The organism is Cognatundibacterium oligocarboniphilum (assembly GCF_013377855.1).
GTDB lineage: Bacteria > Pseudomonadota > Gammaproteobacteria > Burkholderiales > Burkholderiaceae_D > Undibacterium > Undibacterium oligocarboniphilum.
In genome coordinates this window covers 231,162-252,069 of sequence record NZ_JABXYJ010000001.1, presented here as the reverse complement: position 1 = coordinate 252,069, position 20,908 = coordinate 231,162, and the positions used below count along the sequence as shown (strand labels likewise).

Below are 20,908 nucleotides of genomic sequence, written 5' to 3'. Positions count from 1 at the left end.
CCTGACACTCAGGTTCAGGTGCGGCCGACAATCGAAGCTGTGGCCATCAGTTCATCAATCAGCGAGAGCAGGGTCTTACCCGGCATCTCATGGGGATTGAGTTCCGGCAGCGGTGAATATTTCAACAAGATGGACGGGTTGATTTTATTCATATTCGCCTGTCCCATGGTCCATCCGGCATAGCGGCGTTCGCCGATTTCCTCGTAATCCAGCAAGATCACGTCCGTATGCCGCGGGTCGCGCAGGATGTGGCTGTATAGCGTATTGACTGCCTTGCGCCCGCCTTCGAGTACCTGCATGAAAACTGCATCGGTATGGCACAGCACGCCGGTGATGCCATGCGGTGGATTATGCTGGCGGGATTGTTGCATGATGGATTGGACGATATCGCACATGTTTCCATCGGAGACGCGACTGGCATACAGCAAGCGGACTAACATGATGTTTTCCTGTTCAGGTTAACGTTTAATCAGGGATAGAAATTCACGGCGCAGGTTCGGATCTTTCAGGAAGGAGCCATGCATCACGCTGTTAATCATTTTAGCCTCGGTATCCTTGACGCCGCGCCAGTGCATGCAGAAATGGTCCGCTTCCATGACGACTGCGAGTCCGTCCGGCTGCATTTTTTCCTGTAAAGCATCTGCCAGCTGTACCACGGCTTCTTCCTGAATCTGCGGCCGGCTCATGATCCATTCAGCAATCCGGGCGTACTTGGACAAGCCGATCAGATTGGAATGTTCGTTTGGCATGACGCCGATCCAGACTTTACCGATGATCGGACATAAATGATGCGAACAGGCGCTGCGCACCGTGATCGGACCGATGATCATGAGTTCGTTGAGATGCGAGGCATTCGGAAATTCAGTAACCTGCGGCATCGGCACGTAGCGTCCGCCAAATACTTCGTTGATAAACATCTTGGCGACCCGCCGCCCGGTATCCTGGGTATTGTGGTCGCTGTCGGTATCGATCACCAGGCTTTGCAGCACTGCCCGCATTTTTTCCTCGACTTCCGCCTGCAGTTCGTCGAGTTCACCGGCTTCAATGAAGCGGGAAATATTGTCGTTTGCGTGAAAGCGGGTATGACTCGCCTGTATCCGCTCACGAATTCGCTGTGAAACCGGAATCTGGACGGCTTTGTAATTGACGGGGGTATCATTCGGCATACTGATTTCCTATCAGAAAGGCTGATTATCAGGTCGCGTATGGTAACCGAAATTACTCCGGCTTGTTGCGACTGGCTTCTAGGCTGGCTTTCCATGTGGGCAGACAGGCCGGGCAAAAACAGCTTGCATCCATATCCAGCTTTCCTTTCGGTAATAAAGAAAAATCGACCGGTGGCAATGCCGTGCACCAGCATGGCTTGCCGGTCTGGTCGGCCATTGCACACAGAAACTCGGTTTGACAGCGCGGGCAGCGGCTCATATCGATGACTCCGGCCGGGTCTGTTCATCCATTTCTGCGGGCAGACTGGAAATCTGTTGCATGGAATGGCGCAACAGCTGCATTTGCTGCCGGAACCGGGAGCAGGCATCGCACAGCGACAGGTGCAGCTTCAGATGCACGTGTTCGCTGAAACTCAGCGGCCGGTCCAGGTTTTCTGATATTTTCTGATGTGCCTGTTTGCACGTGTATAAGAATCGCATAAGTCATTTCCCAGGCTGACGGTGAACAAACCAGTGGATATCGAGACATTCCCGCAAACGCAGGCGGGCACGGTACAGGATCACCCATAGATTAGACGCGCTGACCCCGAGTTCCTTACAGATATCTTCAGCGTCGAGTTCCAGCCATTCCCGCATCATGAAAACCTGAGCGGTTTTTTCCGGCAGATTTTCCAGACATAACTGCAGGATACGGAAAAAATCTTTTTGCTGCAAAACAGATTCCGGCTCGCCCCAGGTGGCGGGCGGGCTGATGGTGTGACCATCGGCAGTGAATAAATGATCGATCAGCTCGGTTTCGGAATCGCCGTCGTTCACAGTCAGCGGAGTTTCGCGTTTCTGCGCACGCAGGTGATCGATGATCTTGTATTTCAGAATGCCGGTGACATAGGTGCGGAAACTGGATTGCCCTGCGAAACTGTCCGGTTTTTCAAGGATTGCCAGCAGGGTTTCCTGCACGGCATCTTCCGCAGCAGTTTTGTTCCGCAATTGCAGCAGGGCAAAGCGCAGCAGAAGCGGTTGCATGATTTCCAGTTGCCGGTGCAGATCGGTCGGTGATGTCATAAATTTAAGGCAGAATTGACAAAGGCGCTCAGGAAAGTTTCCTGTAAAATCCGGCTTATCGAAAAAACTTCATGATACCTTCAGGATACCGTCATTATGAGCGATTTGAACATCCATACAGCAGTGAGCGAAGATAAATTGGCGGGTGTCGAACCTGTCATCAAAGCAGAGATTCTGGCACAGGCATTGCCCTACATCCGTAAATTCCACGGCAAGACCATCGTCGTCAAATACGGCGGTAATGCCATGACGGAAGAAAGCCTGAAACATGGTTTTGCCCGTGACGTGATTTTGCTGAAACTGGTTGGTATGAATCCTGTCGTGGTGCACGGCGGCGGCCCGCAGATTGATAATGCGCTCAAGAAAATGGGCAAGCAGGGCACGTTTGTGCAGGGAATGCGCATCACGGACGACGAAACCATGGAAGTCGTCGAATGGGTGCTGGGCGGCGAAGTCCAGCAGGACATTGTGATGCTGATCAATCACTATGGCGGTCAGGCAGTGGGTCTGACCGGCAAAGACGGTGGCCTGATCCGTGCCCGTAAAATGATGATGCCGGACCGCGAAAATCCGGGTGAAATGCTCGACATCGGCTTTGTCGGTGAAATCGATGCGATCAATCCGGCGGTGGTCAAGGCATTGCAGGACGATGCCTTCATCCCGATTATTTCCCCGATCGGTTTCGGTGAAGATGGTCAGGCCTATAACATCAATGCCGATCTGGTGGCGGGCAAGATTGCTGAAATCCTGAAGGCTGAAAAACTGATCATGATGACCAATATTCCCGGCGTGCTCGACAAGCAGGGCAATCTGGTCACGGATCTGTCGGCGCGCGAAATCGATGAAATGTTTGCCGACGGTACGATTTCCGGCGGTATGCTGCCGAAGATTTCTTCTGCGCTGGACGCTGCCAAGTCCGGCGTCAATACGGTGCACATCATTGATGGCCGCATCGAACATTCGCTGTTGCTGGAAGTGCTCACCGAACAGGCATTCGGCACAATGATCCGCAGCCATTAAACCTGCTTATCCCGGAGCAGATTATGCCGTATCAGCAACACAGCGGTCAGATTCTGGTGATTGCTGATGCGTAAAACCGCAACACCAGTCTGGCTGTTCGATCTGGACAACACGCTGCACAATGCGTCGCATGCGATTTTTCCCGCAATCAACCGCAACATGAATGCGTATATCGCGCGCATTCTCGGTGACGGCAACACACCGGCAGATGAAGCCACGGTGAACGCAGTGCGACAGGAATATTACCTGCGCTACGGCGTGACGATGATTGGCATGGTCAGGCATCATGGTGTGAAGGCGGAAGAGTTTTTACAGCAGGCGCATGCCTTTGATGACCTGCCTGCGATGATCCGCGCCGAACGCGGCTTATCGCATATCCTGCGCCGTCTGCCCGGAAAAAAAATTCTGCTGACCAATGCGCCGCGCCATTATTCCCACCGCGTATTGCGGTACCTGAATCTGCACCGGCATTTTGACGATCATATTCCGGTTGAGGAGATGCGGGTGCATGGCCGGTTGCAACCGAAGCCTTCGCGTCTGTTTTTGCGTAAATGGCTGTCGCAGCATCACGTTGCGGCCAGCCGCTGCATTCTGGTGGAAGACAGTCTCGACAATTTGCGCGCTGCCCGACATGAAGGCTTGCGTACCGTCTGGGTCCGGGGCTATCTGCCGCTGAGCCAGCGCGGGCGCGGAACGGCCAGTGTCGATGTCCGAGTCAGATCAGTATCGGCGCTGGTACGGCGTTATCGCAGTCTGGCGTAAACCGATTGCTTTCCAGTCTGTCAAGTCTTTGTGTGAAATATAAAGTTCACTGAAGCGCTTCACATCCTGCCGGGGTTTCACATAGAATCGAAATTCAGGGAGATGGCTGGCGATATGGGTCCGCCGTTTTTCAGGAGATGTTTTCAGACTGACCTGCGCTGGTCGTCACGTCTTACTTCACATCCCTCATCAACCGAATACTGCAGAATACAGAACATGGCTAGTACCAAACCCGGTGAACGTAAATTACAGATATTGCAGACTCTTGCCGCGATGCTGGAAAATCCCAAAGGGGAAAAAATCACGACCGCTGCGCTGGCTGCCAGACTCGAGGTATCTGAAGCCGCGCTGTATCGCCATTTCGCCAGCAAGGCACAGATGTTTGAGGGTTTGATCGAGTTCATCGAATCTTCGGTATTCGGTCTGATTAACCAGATCAGCGAACAGCAGACGGATGGTCTGCTGCAGGCGCAGGCGATTGCCCAGATGCTGCTGAATTTTGCGGAAAAAAACCCGGGTATGACCCGGGTGCTGACGGGCGATGCGCTGGTGAATGAGGATGAACGTCTGCAACTGCGCATGAACCAGCTGGCGGAACGTTTAGAAATGGCTTTCCGGCAATCTTTACGGCTGGCGGCGAGCCAGGGAAATTTTCCGGAAAATGAAGCAGCAGCCAGAGCCTCTTTGCTGTGCAGCTTCATTCTGGGGCGTTGGTTGCGTTTTGCCAAGACCGGTTTTAAATACCTGCCAGGCGATCAGGCGCAACTGCAGATCGCCATCCTGTTGCGCTGAGTCTTTCCTTGGTATTCCCTGGTTTCCAAAGTATGATAATTGTCGCTGCCCGGCTTCTGACAACAGGGCGGTACATTCATTATAAAAAAATCATCGCGTTATCTGCCTGACCGGAAACGATGTCATCCCGGTCAGCCCGGATGCAGCGATACCGGAGACAGTATGGAACAGATTCAGACGCATCAACGACGTCGGCAAATCGACGTTTTACTGAGCAGATATGCGGAAAGTCATCAGCACCCGGTCAATGAGATCATCCATTGTGTCTGTGTGCCTGCAATTGTCTTTTCTTTTCTGGGGCTGATCTGGAGTGCTCATCCACTGGCCGCCTATGCTGCCGTGATGACCAGCCTGATTTATTATTTTTTCCTGTCACCCAGATTTGCAGCCGGAATGCTGCTGATGTCGGCCGCGATGCTGGCAGTATTTCCGCTGCTGCCGCAAGCGCATATCTGGCAGATTGCGCTTGTGGTATTTGTCGTGGCATGGATCGGACAGTTTATCGGTCACAAAATCGAAGGAAAGAAGCCTTCATTTTTTGATGACATTCGTTTTCTTCTGATCGGCCCGTTGTTTGTACTGGGTTTTTTGTACCGGCGCCTGAATCTGGCTTACTGAATGACTGAATACGGATTAAGTACTGTGCCGGCCGGGATGTCAGCCTGATTGCCGTACCCGGCTCATCTGGTTCGGATCGTACAGACGCCAGACATTGCGTCCTGCCAGTTTGGCGGCTTTCAGCGCCTGATCTGCATGTTGCAGCAGCAGACGCTGTTCGTGGGTGTGCAGCGGGCAGCAGGCGATGCCGATGCTGCAGGTGATGGCATGCTGTCTGCCATTGACAATCAAGGGCTGCTGCATTGCCACGATCAGGCGCTCAGCGAGTTTTCTGACCGTATCGAGATGATCGATATCGGGTAATACTGCTGCGAATTCATCGGCACCGACCCGGCATAAAGTATCCGTGCTGCGCAGGATCTCGCACAGACGCTGCGCCAGACTGGCCAGCAACTGATCACAGACATCGTAGCCGTAGTGATCGCTGACCCGCCGGAAATGGTCCAGATCAATGAACATCAGCGCCATCAGCTCTTGCCGTTCGACCGCATCTTCGACACTGTTCGTGATGAGACGATGGAAGTAATGCCGGTTCGGGAGCTTGGTCACGCTGTCATGGTTGTCCAGAATGCTGAGGCGGCTTTCGGTGGCGCGCTGCTCGACCGATTCGTTGCGCATGTCGTTTTCCCATGCTTCCATGCGCGCCAGCATCAGATTGAAGTGCATGGTCAGATTGCCCAGCTGTTTTTCATTGTCTGCTGCGGCGCGCAGGCTGTAATCACCGAGTGTTGCTACCTGCTCAGCCACTGTTGCCAGTTTCAGAACCGGGGCTATGATTGCCATGCTTTTGCGGGTTAGTGCAATTGCCGTGGGCAGTGCGATCAACATGGCCGCCAGCATTCCCAGCATCAATTCCAGCAGCAGACGATCATGCAGCGGAGTAAGTGATTCACGCAGTATGATCTCTCCCTTCAGTGTTTTTTTGTCCAGAATCGGGACGCTGGTTTCCAGGCTGTTCGGAAGGAATAGCTGCCGGGTACCTGGCGTCGGCACGACCGGGGCGATATGCTCTGTATTAATCAGGTTACCTTTCTCCCAGGCGTAAATAGGATTGCCCTGCTGGTCGAAGACAGTCAGCGAGCGCAGACTTTTATTCAGGCCGCTGTTGAGAATCATATTCTGCATGGTGCGCTGGTCACCGCTGAGCAGGCTGTCGGACAGATTGCGTGCCAGTATGCTTGTTCTCTCGATTGCCTCACGTGCGACACTGATACGTGACAGTATGTAAGAGGCCGTCAGTGCCAGCAGCAGACTTGCTGCCAGGCCAAGACTGATAAGGCGCAGATGCCCCAAAAAAACAGGTCTGGTTTGCGGCTGTTTAAGAAAACGAAAACGGAAATCCATGTGTCGGGAAAAGTAATCGTGTTGATCGGAAAACGCTGTCAGGATTGCGCCATTTTCAGTGCGGTCCTGCCAGTCTGATATACAGATGCTATTGTACGCATCTCATTAAGATGATGCTTGTTTAGCATCTATTTAATGTTCTTTTTACTCTGGATCAGGCATGGTGCGCCACTGTTGTTACATTTTGCTGTATCTGCAGGGAAATATGTAGTAGTGGTGCTGGCTGCAAAATCTGGTGTCCGGGGGTAAACTCCGGATCTCTCCGATGTCCTCGTTACCTCTACCAATATGGCTGCTGTTTCCTTGTCACTTACTGAAATATGGCATTCCGGTCAGGCATTTGCATTGCTGGACGATGCTCATGCCGCGACGGCGCAATCCAGACTTTATCTGGACTTGCAGGAAATACGGGTCTGCCGCAGTGCCGCGGAGTGGTCTGACTGGATGGCTGGATTGGAGCGCGCCGTGCAGGATGGGCTGTATGCGCTGATTCTGCTGTCTTATGAAAGCGGAGCGCAAAGTCAGGGTATCGCTGTGGAAGCTGGGACGGCGGTTTCGCGGGTCGCGCTGTTTCGCAGTTGTCATCATCTGACTGCAACAGAGGTGGCCGCATTGCTGGCCGGTGCAGACAGCCACGCGACCGGTGAGCTGCCACCAGCCGGCGTTGCCGGATTGCGCAGCAGTGTGGATGCGCAGCAGTTTCACAGCGCTATCGCCCGCATTCAGTCTTACATCACCGCCGGCGATACCTATCAGGTGAATTACACCTACCGCCTGCATTTTGATGCCTACGGCGATCCGGTGGCGCTGTACCGTCGCCTGCGCGCCCGCCAGCCGGTGCCGTACGGTGCGCTGATCTGCCTCGACAGCAATGAAGCTGTGCTGTCCATGTCGCCGGAACTGTTCATCCGCCACCATGCCGGTCAGTTGCAGGCCAGACCGATGAAGGGGACGGCTGCTGCCAGCGGTGACGCCGGGCGTGACCGTGAAACGGCGCGGCAACTCGCGGCCGATCCTAAAAACCGGGCTGAAAATCTGATGATCGTTGATCTGTTGCGCAACGATCTTGGCCGCATTGCTGAAACCGGCAGCGTACAGGTGCCGCAGCTGTTTGAGGTCAGCCGTTTTTCCAGCGTGCTGCAGATGACTTCCACGATTCACGCCCGTTTGCGCAGTGGGCTGGGGCTGGGAGAAATCCTGACAGCCTTGTTTCCCTGCGGTTCGATTACCGGCGCACCGAAGCGGCGAACGATGGAAATTATCCATGAAGTGGAGAGCAGTCCGCGCGGCCTGTATACCGGTGCGATCGGCTGGTTTGATCCGCCGCAGCAGGTGGATGTGCCGGGAGATTTTTGTCTGTCGGTGCCGATACGCACTCTGCAGCTGCAACGGGCTTTCTCATCAGCGCCGGCGCTGCCTTTCTGGCAGGGGGTTATGGGTGTTGGGGCTGGCATCGTATATGACAGTGTTGCTGCAGACGAACTGGCGGAATGCCGTTTAAAGGCAGGATTTTTGACCGGGCTGGCGGCCGGATTTGAACTGTTTGAAACGATGTATGCAACACGGGAACAAGGGTGCCGCCACTGGTCGCGTCACTTGCAGCGTTTGCGGGCTTCGGCCCTGTATTTTGGTTTTTGCTGGGATGAAGCAGCGCTGCACGATGAAGTGCAGCGCGCCTGTAACGGGTTGCCGGCTGCAACGCCGTGCCGTCTGCGGCTGGCATTGCAGCCATCGGGCAGCGTCCAGATCAGCAGCGCTGTTCTCAGTCCTTTAGCCGGTTTGCCGTCAGTCGTGCTGGCACCGGAAACAACTTGCAGCACAGATCTGTTTTTGCAGCACAAGACCAGCATCCGCCAGCGTTACGATGCAGCCTGGAAAGCGGCAGAAGTGCAGGGTGCATTTGACATGCTGTTTTTTAATGAGCAGGGACATCTGACCGAAGGTGGACGCAGCAATGTGTTGATCCGCCGGCACGGGCGCTGGCTGACGCCGCCGCTGACGGATGGCGTGCTGCCGGGGGTGATGCGGTCGGTGTTGCTGGACGACGCCGGATGGCAGGTGCAGGAGCAATCGCTGACACGCGCAGATCTGCTGCAGGCCGAACAGATCATGTTGTGCAATGCCTTGCGCGGCGCCTTCAGCGTGCGTCTGCTGCCGCATGCGGCGTGACCGGATACAACAGCGTCACTTGAAAGTGGTGTGTGCGTTGTGCAATTCACAGTGCACGGGTTACACTCGGTGATCTGCAGTAGTCATGCGCCGGAATCTGTCAGCGTGCCATGCCCGCATCAGGGCAGCCTTGTCCGATACAGATCCAATACCCGGAAACAGCGTTTCACCAGAAAGCGCCGCAGACGGCTGCCAGCAGGATTGACTGACCGATACAGGAGACTATCTGATGAAAAAGAACTACACCCTTGCTGTTTTACCCGCCTTGCTGTCATTGCTGCTGAGTGCGCCGGTGCTGGCGCAGATCAAGGTCGGGGTGAACGTATCGGCCACCGGTGCCGGTGCTTCCATGGGGATACCTGAAAAAAACACCTTCGCCTTGCTGCCGAAAGAAATTGGTGGCAAAAAAGTCGAGTACATCATCCTCGATGATGCTTCGGACACCACGACAGCCGTCAAAAATGCCCGCAAACTGGTGTCCGAAGACAAGGTCGATATCCTGATCGGCTCCACCATCACTCCGCCATCGCTGGCCATGATTGATGTGGCCGCAGAAACCGAAACGCCGATGATTTCGATGGCCGCCTCGGCATCTATCATCTCGCCGCCGGATGCGCGCCGCCAGTGGGTGTTCAAAACCCCGCAAAATGATTCACATATGTCAACCGCGATTATCAGCCATATGAGCGATGCCGGCATCAGGACAGTTGGCTTTATCGGATTCAATGATGCGTATGGTGAAGGCTGGTACAAGGAATTTTCCAAACTGGCGGAATTACGAAAAATCAGAATTGTTGCCAATGAGCGCTTTGCCCGACCCGATACATCTGTGACCGGACAGATCCTGAAAATCATGGCAGCCAATCCGGATGCAGTTTTGATTGCCGGTGCCGGAACACCTGCGGCGCTGCCTCAGAAAACCCTGAAAGAGCGCGGCTATAAAGGCAAGATTTATCAGACGCACGGCGTTGCCAATAATGATTTCCTGCGCGTATGCGGCAGGGATTGCGAAGGCACCTGGCTGCCCGCCGGACCTTTGCTGGTGGCTGAGCAGCTGCCTGCAGATAATCCGGTGAAAAAATCGGCACTGCGTTATGCCGCAGCCTATGAAAAAGCCTATGGCGCCGGTACGGTATCCACATTCGGCGGTCATGCATGGGATGCCGGTCTGTTGCTTGAAAATGCAGCAGCAACAGCGTTGAAAAAAGCGCAACCGGGCACCAGGGAATTTCGTGCAGCACTGCGCAGCGCGCTGGAAGGCGTCACGAATCTGCCGGTCTCGCACGGTATCGTGAACATGAGCGCCAATGACCATCTGGGACTGGATCAGCGTTCGCGTGTGATGGTGCAGATCGTTGGTGGAAAATGGAAATGGGCCGGGCAGGCAAACTGAGTATGTCTGAAGTGTGAAAAGGGAGCGCAGGCTCCCTTTTTTATTCGCTTTTTTCCTGAGGGCTGAATCCCGCGCCTGCTGACCCTGTTTGCCGTTGTGTCGCGGCGGACTGCCGGCGCGGCGAACCGGGAATGGTTGCGATTTTCTGAAAGTGAGATGGCATGGATTTTTCGATTGCGGCCATTCTGGCGCAGGACGGCATGACCAACGGCGCCATGTATGCGCTGCTGGCGCTGGCACTGGTACTGGTGTTTTCTGTAACACGGATTATTTTCATTCCCCAGGGCGAGTTTGTCGCCTTTGCCGCACTGAGCCTGGCGAATATCCAGACCGGACAATTTCCTCCGGTGGCGATGCTGTTGCTGATTGCCGGAGCCCTGTGTCTGTTGAAAGAATTGCTGGCGTTCTGGCGGGCATCGCAGCATACGGCTGTCGCATGGCGAAAACTGTTGTCCGATGCCGCCCGGCTGGTGTTATTTCCGGTTTGCCTGATCCTGCTGTGCCGCTGGCTGCCGTTACAGGCGCTTGCATTGCCGCTGCAGGTATTACTGGCGCTTTGTCTCATCATTCCGCTCGGGCCGATGCTGTACCGGCTGGCATATCAGCCGCTGGCGGAAGCCAGTACGCTGGTGCTGCTGATTGTGTCGGTCGGAGTGCATCTGGCAATGAGCGGAATCGGTCTGCTGATGTTTGGCGCGGAAGGCGTGCGTACGCGTGCGTACAGCGAGGCGCAATGGCAGGTCACCGACGGACTGATGATTTCCGGACAGAGTCTGGTGGTGATCCTGGTGGCTTTGTTGCTGATCGTGGGATTGTCGCTGTATTTTGAGCGCAGCCTGCAGGGCAAGGCATTACGCGCCACCGCAGTGAACCGGCTGGGGGCGCAACTGGTCGGCATCGGCACCCGCCAGGCAGGGCGGCTGGCTTTGACGCTGGCTGCCGCACTGGGGGCATTATGCGGCATCCTGATTGCGCCGATGACGACCGTGTATTACGACAGCGGGTTTCTGATCGGACTCAAAGGCTTTGTCGGCGCGATTGTCGGCGGGCTGGTCAGTTATCCGCTGGCTGCCGGTGGTGCGTTGCTGGTCGGATGGCTGGAATCGTATTCGTCGTTCTGGGCCAGTGCGTATAAGGAAGTGATCGTCTTTACGCTGATCATTCCGGTGTTGTTGTGGCGTTCACTGCATACCACGGCACATGATGAGGAGGAAGAAGCATGAAGCGCCTGCACCTTGTTGCAGGGAGCCTGTTACTGGCGGCGGTGCTGGCATTTCCTGTGCTGCCGGTACCGGAATTCTGGGTGACGCTGAGTAATTACATCGGCTTGTCAGCGATGGTCGCGCTCGGACTGGTGCTGCTGACCGGTATTGGCGGGATGACTTCGTTCGGGCAGGCCGCTTTTGTCGGCATCGGTGCGTATGCCACGGCGTATCTGAGCACCGCGCAAGGCTGCTCGCCGTGGACCGGCCTGTTCGCCGGTATGCTGCTGACGATGCTGGCGGCGTGGGCGATCGGCATGATCACCATGCGTTTGTCCGGACATTATCTGCCGCTGGGAACGATTGCCTGGGGTTTGTCGCTGTTTTTCCTGTTCGGTAATCTGGAGTTGCTCGGTAAATACGACGGCATGAATGGCATTCCACCGATCCGCATCGGGCACTTCAGCCTGGATAGCGCCCGCAGCATCTATGTCCTGATCTGGGGCTGGCTGCTGCTGATGGTGGCCGCGCTCGGCGCCTTGCTGCACTCCCGTCCGGGACGCGCCATCCGCGCGCTCAAAGGTGGTGTGGTGATGGCGGAAGCTATGGGGGTACACACCGTCAGGATGAAAGTGATTATTTTCGTCATCGCCGCCATGCTCGCCAGCATTTCCGGCTGGCTGTATGCACACATGCAACGCTCGGTGAATCCGACACCGTTCGGGTTGAATGCCGGGATTGAATATCTGTTCATGGCCGTCGTCGGCGGGGTGGCGCATACCTGGGGTGCTTTGCTGGGGGCCGCGTTGCTGACCCTGCTGAAAGACCAGCTGCAGACACTGTTGCCCGCATTGTTGGGCAGCAATGGGAATTTCGAGGTGATCGTGTTCGGTGTGCTGCTGGTGTTGCTGCTCCAGACCAGCCGTAACGGCGTCTGGCCGCTGCTGAGCGGGATACTGAAGCCTGTGCTGCCCGCATTCCATCCTGCTGCCCATACGGTACAGCTGGCAGATGTCCTGCCGCTGGAGCAGCGCAGCCAGCCAGCGGCAGGCACACTGGTGTTACAGGTGCAGCAGGCGCGCAAACAGTTTGGCGGGCTGGTGGCAGTCAACGATATGGCGTTCAGCGTGCATGCCGCGCAGATCGTTGGTCTGATTGGCCCGAACGGTGCAGGTAAATCGACGATGTTCAATTTGCTGACCGGCGTACTGCCGCTGACTGCCGGCAGCGTGCATTTTCATCATCAGGGACAGATGCGCGCGATCAGCGGTTTATCGTCGCGGGACATTGCCGCATTGGGTATGGCACGCACTTTTCAGCATGTCCGTTTGCTGTCCGGGATGAACGTACTGGAAAATGTGGCGATCGGCGCGCATTTACGGCACAAGGGCAACGATGTTCAGGCCGTGCTGGCAGGGTTGCTGCATCTGGACCGGAGCATCGAAACGCGCCTGCTGGCAGAGGCATACCGGCAACTGCAACGTGTTGGTCTGGCGGACATGGCCTATGCTGAGGCTGGCAGTCTGTCGCTGGGGCAGCAGCGCATCGTGGAGATTGCCCGTGCCCTGTGCGCGGATCCGGTACTGCTGCTGCTCGATGAGCCGGCTGCCGGTCTGCGTTATCAGGAAAAGCAGCAGCTGGCATCGCTGCTGCGGCAATTGCGGGCGGAAGGAATGAGCATCTTATTGGTGGAACACGATATGGATTTCGTCATGAATCTGACCGACCATCTGGTTGTGATGGAGTTCGGCACCAAAATTGCCGAAGGTTTGCCGCAATATATCCGGCAGCATCCGGCAGTGCTGGAGGCCTATCTGGGCGGGATCGAGGCATGAACCAGACCAATTTCAATCACCACATGAATGAACAAACTGCCGTTTTGCTGGATGTGCAGGGATTGCAGGTTCTGTACGGCAAAGTAGAGGCTGTGCAGAGCGTGGCGATGCAGGTGCGCGTCGGACAAATTGTGACGGTGATCGGCCCGAACGGTGCTGGTAAATCCACCATGCTCAATGCGCTTGCCGGCGCTTTGCCGCCGGTTGGCAGGCAGCACGGCAGCGTGATGCTGGCAGGGCAGGATATCAGCATCCTGAGTGTGGAACAAAGAGTGGCGCTGGGCATGTCGCTGGTTCCGGAAAAGCGGGAGTTGTTTGCCTCCATGAAGGTGGAGGATAACCTGCTGCTGGGCAGTTACCGTCGCTATCAGGCTGGCGAGCGTCAGTATGCCGATCAGCTCAGTATCGTTTTTGATCTGTTTCCGCGCCTGAAGCAACGCCGTACCCAGCTGGCCGGGACTTTGTCAGGCGGCGAACGTCAGATGCTGGCGCTGGGAAGAGCGCTGATGGCAAAGCCCGCATTGCTGATGCTGGATGAGCCCAGCCTCGGACTGGCACCGCTGATTGTGAAAGAGATTTTCCACATCATCCAGCGACTGCAGCAGACCGGCGTTGCGATTTTACTGGTGGAGCAAAATGCCCGCGCGGCGCTGCAGGTGGCGACCTATGCCTATGTGCTGGAAGGCGGGCTGGTCACGCTGGAAGGTGCGGCAGCAGAGCTGGCGCATGACCAGCGCGTCATCGATACTTATCTCGGCCTCAGCCGAACCCATGCTGAGTAAGGCGCCGGCACAGTGATTTCACATATTTTTATCGGCGTGAATGATTTTTCGCGTGCCTTCGGTTTTTATGCAGCGGTGCTGCAGGAACTCGGTCTGCAGCTGAAATTTGTGGATCAGAATAAACCCTGGGCTGGCTGGGTGCAGCCTGAGCAGCCGCGCCCCCTGTTACTGATCGGCGCTCCTTACGATAATGGCCCTGCAAGCGCAGGTAATGGCCAGATGACCGCATTACTGGCAGAAAACCGCGCTACCGTGCGCAGGGTGCATGCCCGCGCGCTGGCGGCTGGCGCCCTGTGCGAAGGCGCACCCGGCCTGCGAGCGCATTATCACGAACATTATTACGGCGCCTATTTCCGGGATCCGGACGGCAACAAACTCTGCATCTGCTGCCATCAGCCGGAATCGGAATGACACTTTTTCCGTCGGATACTATTCGTTGTGTTGGCATTGATGCTGAGATCAGCACTGCTGTAGCATCCACGCTTTCAGCCCTTTGACCCATTTGGCGGCTGGTAATTTCATTTGCAGCCGGATGTCCGTTGCACGCTGATACAGCACGTCAAAATCCACTACCGGCGCCTGCTTGAATGCCATCGCCACCGTATTCGCATCATGCACCAGCGGCAGCCATACTACCGCATCAAAAGCGTCCTGCAGCGCTTCCAGATTAGCATCGCAGTTGGCTGCATAATTCTGTGCGTTTCCGAACAGATTCACGGTCAGTATGCCCTCCGCCGTCAGGCAGTCTGCGCAAGCCTGATAAAAAGCGCGGCTGCTCAACGCCGGTGCCTCCGCCGCGGCATCGTATAAATCCACCTGCATCACATCGATACTGCCTTGCTGTGCCGTATCGTGCACAAAATCCAGAGCATCCATATTCAGTACCTGCAAGCGTTCGTCATTGTCTGGCAACCGGAAATGCTGATGACAAGCGTGGATTACGTGCGGATTAAGCTCCACCGCAGTGACCCGGCTGCGCGGAAACTGGCGGTAACAGAATTTGGTCAGCGCCGCCGCACCCAGGCCGAGTTGCACCACATGCCGGGGCTCTTGCCGAAACAGCAGCCACATCATCATTTGTTGCACATATTCCAGCTCAATCTGATCCGGCATCGCCATCCGCATCGATCCCTGGATGGCGTCGGACGACAGATGCAGCGACCGCACGCCCAGATGTTCCGAAATCGTGACTTCAGGCAGCGTGTCAGCCTGCATCTGCAAATAAGGTGTGAGGTGGCTATTCATGCCGGATGATGCCGGTGGCACCGGCAGGATTGAAGCCTTGAATGCAGCTGCATTGCCTTGTCCGGCTGATTCAGTGATGCGCGGTGCCGCATACACTGCACTTTGGATTACGCTGAATGCCGATCTGATGCCATTCCATGGTCATGGCATCCAGAATCAGCAGACGTCCCTGCAATGTGCGGCCAGTCTGCATCAGCAGCTTCAGCGCTTCTGCTGCCTGCATGGTGCCGATGATGCCGACCAGCGGTGCAAATACACCCATGGTGGAGCACAGGACTTCTTCCATTTTTTGTTCCGGAGGAAACAGGCAGGCATAGCAAGGTGAATGCGGATCATGGGTATTGAACACGCTGATCTGGCCGTCAAAACCAATGGCTGCGCCTGAGACCAGCGGCACTTTGTGGCGGACGCAGGCCGCATTGACGGCGTGCCGGGTGGCAAAATTATCACAACAATCCAACACCACATCCGCCCCGGCGACCAGCTGGTCCAGCAGTGCATCATCGGCCTTTTCCTGCACGGTGATAATCCTGATTTCAGGATTGATCTGCTGTAATGCCACCTGTGCCGACAGCACTTTTGGCATGCCCACCCGTTCTGTGGTGTGCAGTATCTGACGCTGCAGATTGGTCAGGTCAACCTGATCGTGATCCACCAGCGTGATCTGGCCTGCACCGGCGCTTGCCAGATACAGCGCTGCGGGAGAACCCAGACCGCCGGCACCGATGATCAGCACACGGGCCTCAGTGACTTGTTGCTGGCCTTCGATGCCGATCTGGTCCAGCAGGATATGGCGGGAATAACGGAGAAGCTGTTGATCATTCATGAGGAGAAAAAAGGCCGCGGGAAGCGGCCTTGGTGTGTTATTTTTTCTTGGATTCGGATTTGCCGTCTTTATCGGACTTATCGGATTTGTCTGATTTATCCGTTTTTTCAGTTTTGTCAGCCTTATCCTTATTGTCGCCGTCTTTGCTGTCTTTCGGATCGGTGACTTTGACTGGCAGACCTTTCAGATGATTCAGCGCCTGGGCTAACTGAAAATCTTCCTTGCTGCCGTATTCCAACGGTTTGCTTTTCTTTGCCAGTGCCAGCAGGCGCTGCTCTTCTTCCAGTTCATCGACCTTAGGGCGGACCGGCTCTTTTTCCTTGTCATTGACCAGATGTTTTTGCAAGTCGGATTCACGGGCGCGGAAGCTGTTGAAGCCGTCGCCATCGGCTGTTTCTTCGACATTCAGATCAGGCACGATGCCTTTTGCCTGGATGGAGCGGCCATTTGGCGTGTAGTAACGCGCCGTGGTGAGCTTGACGGCGGTGTCGGCAGAAATCTGGCGGATGGTTTGTACTGAGCCTTTGCCGAAACTCTGGGTGCCGATGATCGTGGCTCGCTTGTAGTCCTGCAAGGCGCCAGCCACGATTTCAGAAGCCGATGCCGAACCGGTATTGATCAGCACGACCATCGGTACGTTTTTGATGGCTTCCGGCAGCTTGGCCAGCGGGTCGCCAGAAGTGCGGCCTGCATAGAATTCGCGCTTGGCATAGAACGTCGCCTTGGAGTCAGCCAGCTGGCCATTGGTCGAAACCACTGCCACGTCCTTAGGCAGGAAAGCCGCCGACACGCCAATCGCACCGGGCAGGACACCGCCCGGATCATTGCGCAAATCCAGCACCAGGCCTTTGATGTTCGGATCTTGTGCATACAATGTCTGCACTTTTTTCGCCATGTCTTCCACAGTCGGCTCCTGGAACTGGGAAATGCGCAGCCAGGCATAACCCGGCTCGACGATTTTTGCCTTCACGCTCTGCTGTTTGATCAGCTCACGGGTAATGGTGACGATGATGGGTTTGTCTTCGTTTTTACGGGCAATCGTCAGCGTGATTTTAGTATTCGGCTCACCGCGCATTTTTTTCACGGCTTCATCCAGCGTCATACCTTTTACCGGCTGGGAATCAAGCCGCGTGATCAGGTCACCAGGTTTCAGGCCGGCGCGGTAGGCCGGTGAATCTTCAATCGGAGAGACGATTTTGACGTAGCCGTCTTCCATGCCGACCTCGATACCCAGTCCGACAAATTTGCCCTGGGTGCCTTCTTTGAGTTCTTTAAACGCTTTTTTATCCAGATAAGCGGAGTGCGGATCGAGCGATGCCACCATGCCGGAAATGGCTTCGGTCAGCAGCTTGCTGTCTTCGACTGGTTCGACGTAGTCGGATTTGATGAGGCCGAAGACATCGGCCAGCTGACGTAATTCTTCGACGGGTAGCGGGCTGCCGGCATTTTTCTGCGCCAGTGCCGAAAACTGCATGGATGCGGCAATGCCTGCCACCATGCCGAGGCCGATCAAACCAAAATTCTTGAATTTACTACCCATGATTCACCTAAAGCCTATTTAACAAGGATCCAGTTTAAAGGATCAAATGCCCGTCCCTGATGACGGATTTCAAAGTATAAACCTGATTCTTCATTGCCGCCGCTGTTCCCGGCACTGGCAATCACATCGCCGGCTTTCACGTTATCGCCGACATGTTTCAATACTGCCTGATTATTACCGTAAATGCTCATGTACTGATCGCCATGACCGACAATAATCATATTTCCGTAGCCTTTATACCAATCCGCGAAGATGACCCGGCCTGGCGCAACCGCCTTCACCTCGGCACCTTCGGCGGCTTTGATGAACAGGCCTTTCCAGCTGGGGCCGTCCCCGCGGCGGGTGCCAAAGCGAGCCAGGATTTCACCTTTGACCGGTAAGCGCAGCTGTCCTTTGAGTTTGTCGAACTCACCGGGCGGCGGGATTTCCGCTCTGGCCTGCTTCGGCGGTTCGTCATCGTCAATCGCATTCGGGTTCGGTTTTTTCCCGGCTTTTTTGTCCAGCGCTGCCTGTCTGGCTTTTTCCTTTTGCGCGGCGATTCTTTCCTGCCGCTGCTTTTCTTCCTGTTCCGCGCGCAGCTTGTCTGCCCTGATCTGTTCTTCAATCAGCTGATTCAGACGTGAGACCAGATTGGTCAGCCTTTGTTCATCTTTTTGAAGATTATCCGCCTGTTTTTTTTGTGCATATAATTTATCTGACAACTGGCTGACCAGGGTCGCATGTTTTTTCTTCTCTTTTTCCAGCGCGACCTTGTGATCTTTTTCCTCGGCCGCGATATCGTCGAGTTCGTCTTTGGCTTCCTGGGCTTCCCGGGTGTTTTGTTCCACGGCACGCAGACTGCTGCGCAGGCTTTCTATCATTTTTGCCTGAGTCTGGGAGACGTAGCCCATGTACTGCAGATCGCGGTTGATCCGGTTGGGATTATCACCTGACAGCAGTAACTTGATGCGGTCGCTGTCACCGTGCATATACTGCCGCTGCAAAAATTTCGAAAGCTGCGCTTTCTGCTGCTCGACTTTGCTGCGCAGGGCTTCCTGCTGTGCCAGCAGTTGTCGCAGCTTCTCTTCGGTTTGTGCCTGCTCTTGCTGCAAGTCGCGTAAAGAACGGTTGGCCTCGGAAATCGCTTTTTCCGATTCAGCCAGAGCGTCACTGGCCTGATCCTTGGCATTTTCGGTTTTACTGATATCGGTTTTCAGGGCTTTGAGCTTTTGTTGCAACTCCGCCCGTTCTGCTTCTGCTTTGGATTTTTGCTGTATGCGGGTGTTGCTGGCAGCCGTCACCAGCCCTGCTGTACCTGCCAGAGACAGGCACAGCAGCGGTGTCAGTAAAAGACGGAGACGACGCGGCATCCGGGCTTACTTGGCTTTACCCTGGCTGGCGACCGCTTTCAGCGCCGCTTCAATCGCAGACTGGTCACCGAGATAGTAGTGACGGATCGGCTTGAGATCGGCATCCAGCTCATACACCAGTGGTTGGCCGTTCGGAATATTCAGGTTCACGATGTCGTCGTCGCTGATGCCGTCGAGCATTTTGATCAGCGCGCGCAGGCTGTTGCCGTGGGCGGAGATCAGGATGCGTTTGCCGGAGCGGATCGCCGGTGCAATCGAGTCTTCCCAGGCTGGGACGACGCGGGCAACGGTGTCTTTCAGGCATTCGGTCAGCGGAATCTGCTTGCGGTCCAGTGCGGCATAACGCGGGTCATTGAAAGAGGTGCGATCGTCGTCTTCAGCCAGCGGATTAGGCGGTGTGTCATAGCTGCGGCGCCAGACCAGTACCTGCTCATCGCCATATTTGGCGGCAGTTTCTGCTTTATTCAGGCCTTGCAGCGCACCGTAGTGACGCTCGTTCAGACGCCAGTCATGAATCACCGGCAGCCACATCAGGTCCATGGTATCAAGCGTGCCCCACAAGGTGCGGATCGCGCGCTTCAGCACGGAGGTGTAGGCGAGGTCGAAAGTGAAGCCGGCTTCTTTCAGCAACTGGCCTGCCTGTGCCGCTTCCGCCACGCCTTTCGGGGTCAGATCGACGTCAGTCCAGCCAGTGAAGCGGTTGTCCAGATTCCAGGTAGATTCGCCGTGGCGCATTAAAACGATTTTGTACATGATGATGATTCAGAGTCGTGGTTAATCAGAAATGGCGAAAAATCACTCTCCGGCGCCTTCCTGCATTTGGGCGGGTAAGCCGGAATGGTCTGTCGTCAGTTCTGATCAGGCATAATATGGAACAACGGCATCTATTTTATAATGACCCGCTTCCGATAACCATTTTTACTACTGGAAACCTGTGAAATTCATTTTAGATAATATTTTTCTCATCGCGATTGCCCTGATTTCTGGCGGTGCCCTGTTGTTCCCGATGTTGCAGCGGCGCGGAGCAAAAGTCTCCCAGTTGCAGGCAACGCAGTACATGAATCAGGGCAAGACGCTGGTTCTGGATGTGCGCAGTCCTGAGGAATTTGCGACCGGCCATTTGCCGAATGCGAAGAATATTCCTCTGGCCGACCTGAATTCGCGTCTGAAGGAAATCGAAAAGTCCAAAGCCGGCGTGGTGCTGGCGGTATGTGCAAAAGGGGTGCGCTCTGCCAGTGCGGTGTCCCTGCTGAACAAAGCCGGTTTTGCACAGGCGTTCAGCCTGGATGGCGGCATGGATGCCTGGAAAACGCAGGGCATGCCCGTTATCAAGTAAGCAGGAGCCGTTATGAAACCTCAAGTCACGATGTACAGCACAGCAGTATGTCCTTACTGCACCATGGCAGAACGTTTGCTGAAATCCAAAGGTGTGGATGAGATAGAAAAAATCCGTGTTGATCTCGACCCGGCGATACGGGAAGCGATGATGCAGAAAACCGGCCGCCGCACCGTGCCGCAGATTTACATCGGCGAGACGCATGTAGGCGGCTTTGATGATTTATCCGCCTTAGATCGTGCTGGCAAGCTGGATGGTTTGTTGAATCCGGACGCTTAAAAATCTGGTTTTGCCGGATTTTATACGGGTTTGCTGCAAAAATGAGGATTTTTGCAGTGTCCTTGCTACAATATGACCGCACGATCTTGAAAAGACCGGAAACGGCCCTATCTGGCGTGTGTTGTGGCGCCAATCGGAGCGTTGGCCCAGAGCAGACGCTGATCGTCTTGCTGTTCATTATTAATCTT

General features: G+C 55.3%; 23 protein-coding genes. 12 read left to right on the top strand and 11 right to left on the bottom strand.

The annotated features are described in order from the left end of the window. Window positions 1–14: 14 nt before the first annotated feature. Genes HV832_RS01225 through HV832_RS01205 form a run of 5 tightly spaced genes read right to left on the bottom strand, consistent with a single transcriptional unit; the run spans window position 15 to window position 2,228 of the window. The gene (locus tag HV832_RS01225) at window positions 15–440 is read right to left on the bottom strand and encodes a BLUF domain-containing protein (protein ID WP_176801721.1); all 426 of its coding nucleotides are present in this window, start codon (window positions 438–440) and stop codon (window positions 15–17) included. Between the two features lie 18 nt (window positions 441–458). Beyond that, window positions 459–1,166: a GTP cyclohydrolase I gene (folE, locus tag HV832_RS01220; RefSeq protein WP_176801720.1), complete on the bottom strand. Its 708-nt coding sequence runs from the start codon at window positions 1,164–1,166 to the stop codon at window positions 459–461. Between the two features lie 52 nt (window positions 1,167–1,218). Continuing rightward, window positions 1,219–1,425 (bottom strand): cysteine-rich CWC family protein, encoded by a 207-nt coding sequence (locus HV832_RS01215; RefSeq protein WP_176801719.1) that lies wholly within the window; start codon window positions 1,423–1,425, stop codon window positions 1,219–1,221. Continuing rightward, window positions 1,422–1,646 carry a zf-HC2 domain-containing protein gene (locus HV832_RS01210; RefSeq protein WP_176801718.1) on the bottom strand — a complete coding sequence of 75 codons (225 nt, stop codon included), beginning with the start codon at window positions 1,644–1,646 and terminating at the stop codon, window positions 1,422–1,424. The genes HV832_RS01215 and HV832_RS01210 overlap by 4 nt, the downstream gene beginning before the upstream one ends. A gap of 3 nt (window positions 1,647–1,649) precedes the next feature. Then, window positions 1,650–2,228, bottom strand: a complete 579-nt coding sequence (locus tag HV832_RS01205) for a sigma-70 family RNA polymerase sigma factor (protein ID WP_176801717.1) — start codon at window positions 2,226–2,228, stop codon at window positions 1,650–1,652. Between the two features lie 96 nt (window positions 2,229–2,324). Here HV832_RS01205 and argB point away from each other — a divergent pair, with 96 nt between their 5' ends. The 4 genes from argB to HV832_RS01185 all read left to right on the top strand — a co-directional run bounded on the left by argB (window position 2,325) and on the right by HV832_RS01185 (window position 5,420). Next, the gene (gene argB, locus HV832_RS01200; protein WP_223827297.1) at window positions 2,325–3,248 is read left to right on the top strand and encodes an acetylglutamate kinase; all 924 of its coding nucleotides are present in this window, start codon (window positions 2,325–2,327) and stop codon (window positions 3,246–3,248) included. Window positions 3,249–3,314: 66 nt separating this feature from the next. Beyond that, window positions 3,315–4,010 (top strand): pyrimidine 5'-nucleotidase, encoded by a 696-nt coding sequence (locus HV832_RS01195; RefSeq protein ID WP_176801716.1) that lies wholly within the window; start codon window positions 3,315–3,317, stop codon window positions 4,008–4,010. A 216-nt stretch (window positions 4,011–4,226) separates the two neighbouring features. Next, the gene (gene slmA / locus HV832_RS01190; protein ID WP_176801715.1) at window positions 4,227–4,802 is read left to right on the top strand and encodes a nucleoid occlusion factor SlmA; all 576 of its coding nucleotides are present in this window, start codon (window positions 4,227–4,229) and stop codon (window positions 4,800–4,802) included. 162 nt (window positions 4,803–4,964) lie between these two features. Further along, window positions 4,965–5,420, top strand: a complete 456-nt coding sequence (locus tag HV832_RS01185) for an Mpo1 family 2-hydroxy fatty acid dioxygenase (protein WP_176801714.1) — start codon at window positions 4,965–4,967, stop codon at window positions 5,418–5,420. 39 nt (window positions 5,421–5,459) lie between these two features. On the opposite strand, the gene HV832_RS01180 is transcribed toward HV832_RS01185, so the two are convergent. Further along, window positions 5,460–6,764: a sensor domain-containing diguanylate cyclase gene (locus tag HV832_RS01180; RefSeq protein ID WP_176801713.1), complete on the bottom strand. Its 1,305-nt coding sequence runs from the start codon at window positions 6,762–6,764 to the stop codon at window positions 5,460–5,462. 303 nt (window positions 6,765–7,067) lie between these two features. Between HV832_RS01180 and pabB the strand changes: the two genes are divergently transcribed. From pabB to HV832_RS01150, 6 genes are all read left to right on the top strand, one after another. Then, window positions 7,068–8,933: an aminodeoxychorismate synthase component I gene (gene pabB / locus HV832_RS01175; protein ID WP_223827298.1), complete on the top strand. Its 1,866-nt coding sequence runs from the start codon at window positions 7,068–7,070 to the stop codon at window positions 8,931–8,933. A gap of 229 nt (window positions 8,934–9,162) precedes the next feature. Next, a complete protein-coding gene (locus HV832_RS01170; protein ID WP_176801711.1) occupies window positions 9,163–10,326 on the top strand; it encodes an ABC transporter substrate-binding protein in 1,164 nt (387 codons plus the stop codon). A gap of 161 nt (window positions 10,327–10,487) precedes the next feature. Next, window positions 10,488–11,549, top strand: coding sequence for a branched-chain amino acid ABC transporter permease (locus HV832_RS01165; RefSeq protein WP_176801710.1), 1,062 nt, complete (start codon window positions 10,488–10,490; stop codon window positions 11,547–11,549). Further along, the gene (locus HV832_RS01160) at window positions 11,546–13,363 is read left to right on the top strand and encodes a branched-chain amino acid ABC transporter ATP-binding protein/permease (RefSeq protein ID WP_176801709.1); all 1,818 of its coding nucleotides are present in this window, start codon (window positions 11,546–11,548) and stop codon (window positions 13,361–13,363) included. The genes HV832_RS01165 and HV832_RS01160 overlap by 4 nt, the downstream gene beginning before the upstream one ends. Further along, window positions 13,360–14,145, top strand: a complete 786-nt coding sequence (locus HV832_RS01155) for an ABC transporter ATP-binding protein (RefSeq protein WP_399310995.1) — start codon at window positions 13,360–13,362, stop codon at window positions 14,143–14,145. The genes HV832_RS01160 and HV832_RS01155 overlap by 4 nt, the downstream gene beginning before the upstream one ends. 12 nt (window positions 14,146–14,157) lie before the next feature. Then, on the top strand, window positions 14,158–14,556 hold the full coding sequence (locus HV832_RS01150) for a VOC family protein (protein ID WP_176801708.1): 399 nt from the start codon (window positions 14,158–14,160) through the stop codon (window positions 14,554–14,556). A 48-nt stretch (window positions 14,557–14,604) separates the two neighbouring features. On the opposite strand, the gene HV832_RS01145 is transcribed toward HV832_RS01150, so the two are convergent. The 5 genes from HV832_RS01145 to gpmA all read right to left on the bottom strand — a co-directional run bounded on the left by HV832_RS01145 (window position 14,605) and on the right by gpmA (window position 19,858). Further along, the gene (locus HV832_RS01145) at window positions 14,605–15,390 is read right to left on the bottom strand and encodes a spermine/spermidine synthase domain-containing protein (RefSeq protein WP_176801707.1); all 786 of its coding nucleotides are present in this window, start codon (window positions 15,388–15,390) and stop codon (window positions 14,605–14,607) included. A 70-nt stretch (window positions 15,391–15,460) separates the two neighbouring features. Next, window positions 15,461–16,216: a HesA/MoeB/ThiF family protein gene (locus tag HV832_RS01140; protein ID WP_176801706.1), complete on the bottom strand. Its 756-nt coding sequence runs from the start codon at window positions 16,214–16,216 to the stop codon at window positions 15,461–15,463. Between the two features lie 37 nt (window positions 16,217–16,253). Further along, window positions 16,254–17,756: a S41 family peptidase gene (locus HV832_RS01135; protein ID WP_176801705.1), complete on the bottom strand. Its 1,503-nt coding sequence runs from the start codon at window positions 17,754–17,756 to the stop codon at window positions 16,254–16,256. 14 nt (window positions 17,757–17,770) lie between these two features. Then, window positions 17,771–19,105, bottom strand: a complete 1,335-nt coding sequence (locus HV832_RS01130; RefSeq protein ID WP_176801704.1) for a murein hydrolase activator EnvC family protein — start codon at window positions 19,103–19,105, stop codon at window positions 17,771–17,773. Between the two features lie 6 nt (window positions 19,106–19,111). Next, the gene (gpmA, locus tag HV832_RS01125; protein ID WP_176801703.1) at window positions 19,112–19,858 is read right to left on the bottom strand and encodes a 2,3-diphosphoglycerate-dependent phosphoglycerate mutase; all 747 of its coding nucleotides are present in this window, start codon (window positions 19,856–19,858) and stop codon (window positions 19,112–19,114) included. Window positions 19,859–20,039: 181 nt separating this feature from the next. Here gpmA and HV832_RS01120 point away from each other — a divergent pair, with 181 nt between their 5' ends. Both HV832_RS01120 and grxC read left to right on the top strand, forming a co-directional pair. Next, a complete protein-coding gene (locus tag HV832_RS01120; RefSeq protein ID WP_176801702.1) occupies window positions 20,040–20,441 on the top strand; it encodes a rhodanese-like domain-containing protein in 402 nt (133 codons plus the stop codon). A 12-nt stretch (window positions 20,442–20,453) separates the two neighbouring features. Next, window positions 20,454–20,720: a glutaredoxin 3 gene (gene grxC, locus HV832_RS01115; RefSeq protein WP_176801701.1), complete on the top strand. Its 267-nt coding sequence runs from the start codon at window positions 20,454–20,456 to the stop codon at window positions 20,718–20,720. The last annotated feature ends 188 nt before the right edge of the window (window positions 20,721–20,908 follow it).

Bases quoted from the DNA above. Each gene is read 5' to 3' on its own strand.
- HV832_RS01225 (WP_176801721.1), bottom strand. From the start codon at position 440: ATGTTAGTCCGCTTGCTGTATGCCAGTCGCGTCTCCGATGGAAACATG.
- folE (WP_176801720.1), bottom strand. From the start codon at position 1,166: ATGCCGAATGATACCCCCGTCAATTACAAAGCCGTCCAGATTCCGGTT.
- HV832_RS01215 (WP_176801719.1), bottom strand. From the start codon at position 1,425: ATGAGCCGCTGCCCGCGCTGTCAAACCGAGTTTCTGTGTGCAATGGCC.
- HV832_RS01210 (WP_176801718.1), bottom strand. From the start codon at position 1,646: ATGCGATTCTTATACACGTGCAAACAGGCACATCAGAAAATATCAGAA.
- HV832_RS01205 (WP_176801717.1), bottom strand. From the start codon at position 2,228: ATGACATCACCGACCGATCTGCACCGGCAACTGGAAATCATGCAACCG.
- argB (WP_223827297.1), top strand. From the start codon at position 2,325: ATGAGCGATTTGAACATCCATACAGCAGTGAGCGAAGATAAATTGGCG.
- HV832_RS01195 (WP_176801716.1), top strand. From the start codon at position 3,315: ATGCGTAAAACCGCAACACCAGTCTGGCTGTTCGATCTGGACAACACG.
- slmA (WP_176801715.1), top strand. From the start codon at position 4,227: ATGGCTAGTACCAAACCCGGTGAACGTAAATTACAGATATTGCAGACT.
- HV832_RS01185 (WP_176801714.1), top strand. From the start codon at position 4,965: ATGGAACAGATTCAGACGCATCAACGACGTCGGCAAATCGACGTTTTA.
- HV832_RS01180 (WP_176801713.1), bottom strand. From the start codon at position 6,764: ATGGATTTCCGTTTTCGTTTTCTTAAACAGCCGCAAACCAGACCTGTT.
- HV832_RS01170 (WP_176801711.1), top strand. From the start codon at position 9,163: ATGAAAAAGAACTACACCCTTGCTGTTTTACCCGCCTTGCTGTCATTG.
- HV832_RS01165 (WP_176801710.1), top strand. From the start codon at position 10,488: ATGGATTTTTCGATTGCGGCCATTCTGGCGCAGGACGGCATGACCAAC.
- HV832_RS01160 (WP_176801709.1), top strand. From the start codon at position 11,546: ATGAAGCGCCTGCACCTTGTTGCAGGGAGCCTGTTACTGGCGGCGGTG.
- HV832_RS01155 (WP_399310995.1), top strand. From the start codon at position 13,360: ATGAACCAGACCAATTTCAATCACCACATGAATGAACAAACTGCCGTT.
- HV832_RS01145 (WP_176801707.1), bottom strand. From the start codon at position 15,390: ATGAATAGCCACCTCACACCTTATTTGCAGATGCAGGCTGACACGCTG.
- HV832_RS01140 (WP_176801706.1), bottom strand. From the start codon at position 16,216: ATGAATGATCAACAGCTTCTCCGTTATTCCCGCCATATCCTGCTGGAC.
- HV832_RS01135 (WP_176801705.1), bottom strand. From the start codon at position 17,756: ATGGGTAGTAAATTCAAGAATTTTGGTTTGATCGGCCTCGGCATGGTG.
- HV832_RS01130 (WP_176801704.1), bottom strand. From the start codon at position 19,105: ATGCCGCGTCGTCTCCGTCTTTTACTGACACCGCTGCTGTGCCTGTCT.
- gpmA (WP_176801703.1), bottom strand. From the start codon at position 19,858: ATGTACAAAATCGTTTTAATGCGCCACGGCGAATCTACCTGGAATCTG.
- grxC (WP_176801701.1), top strand. From the start codon at position 20,454: ATGAAACCTCAAGTCACGATGTACAGCACAGCAGTATGTCCTTACTGC.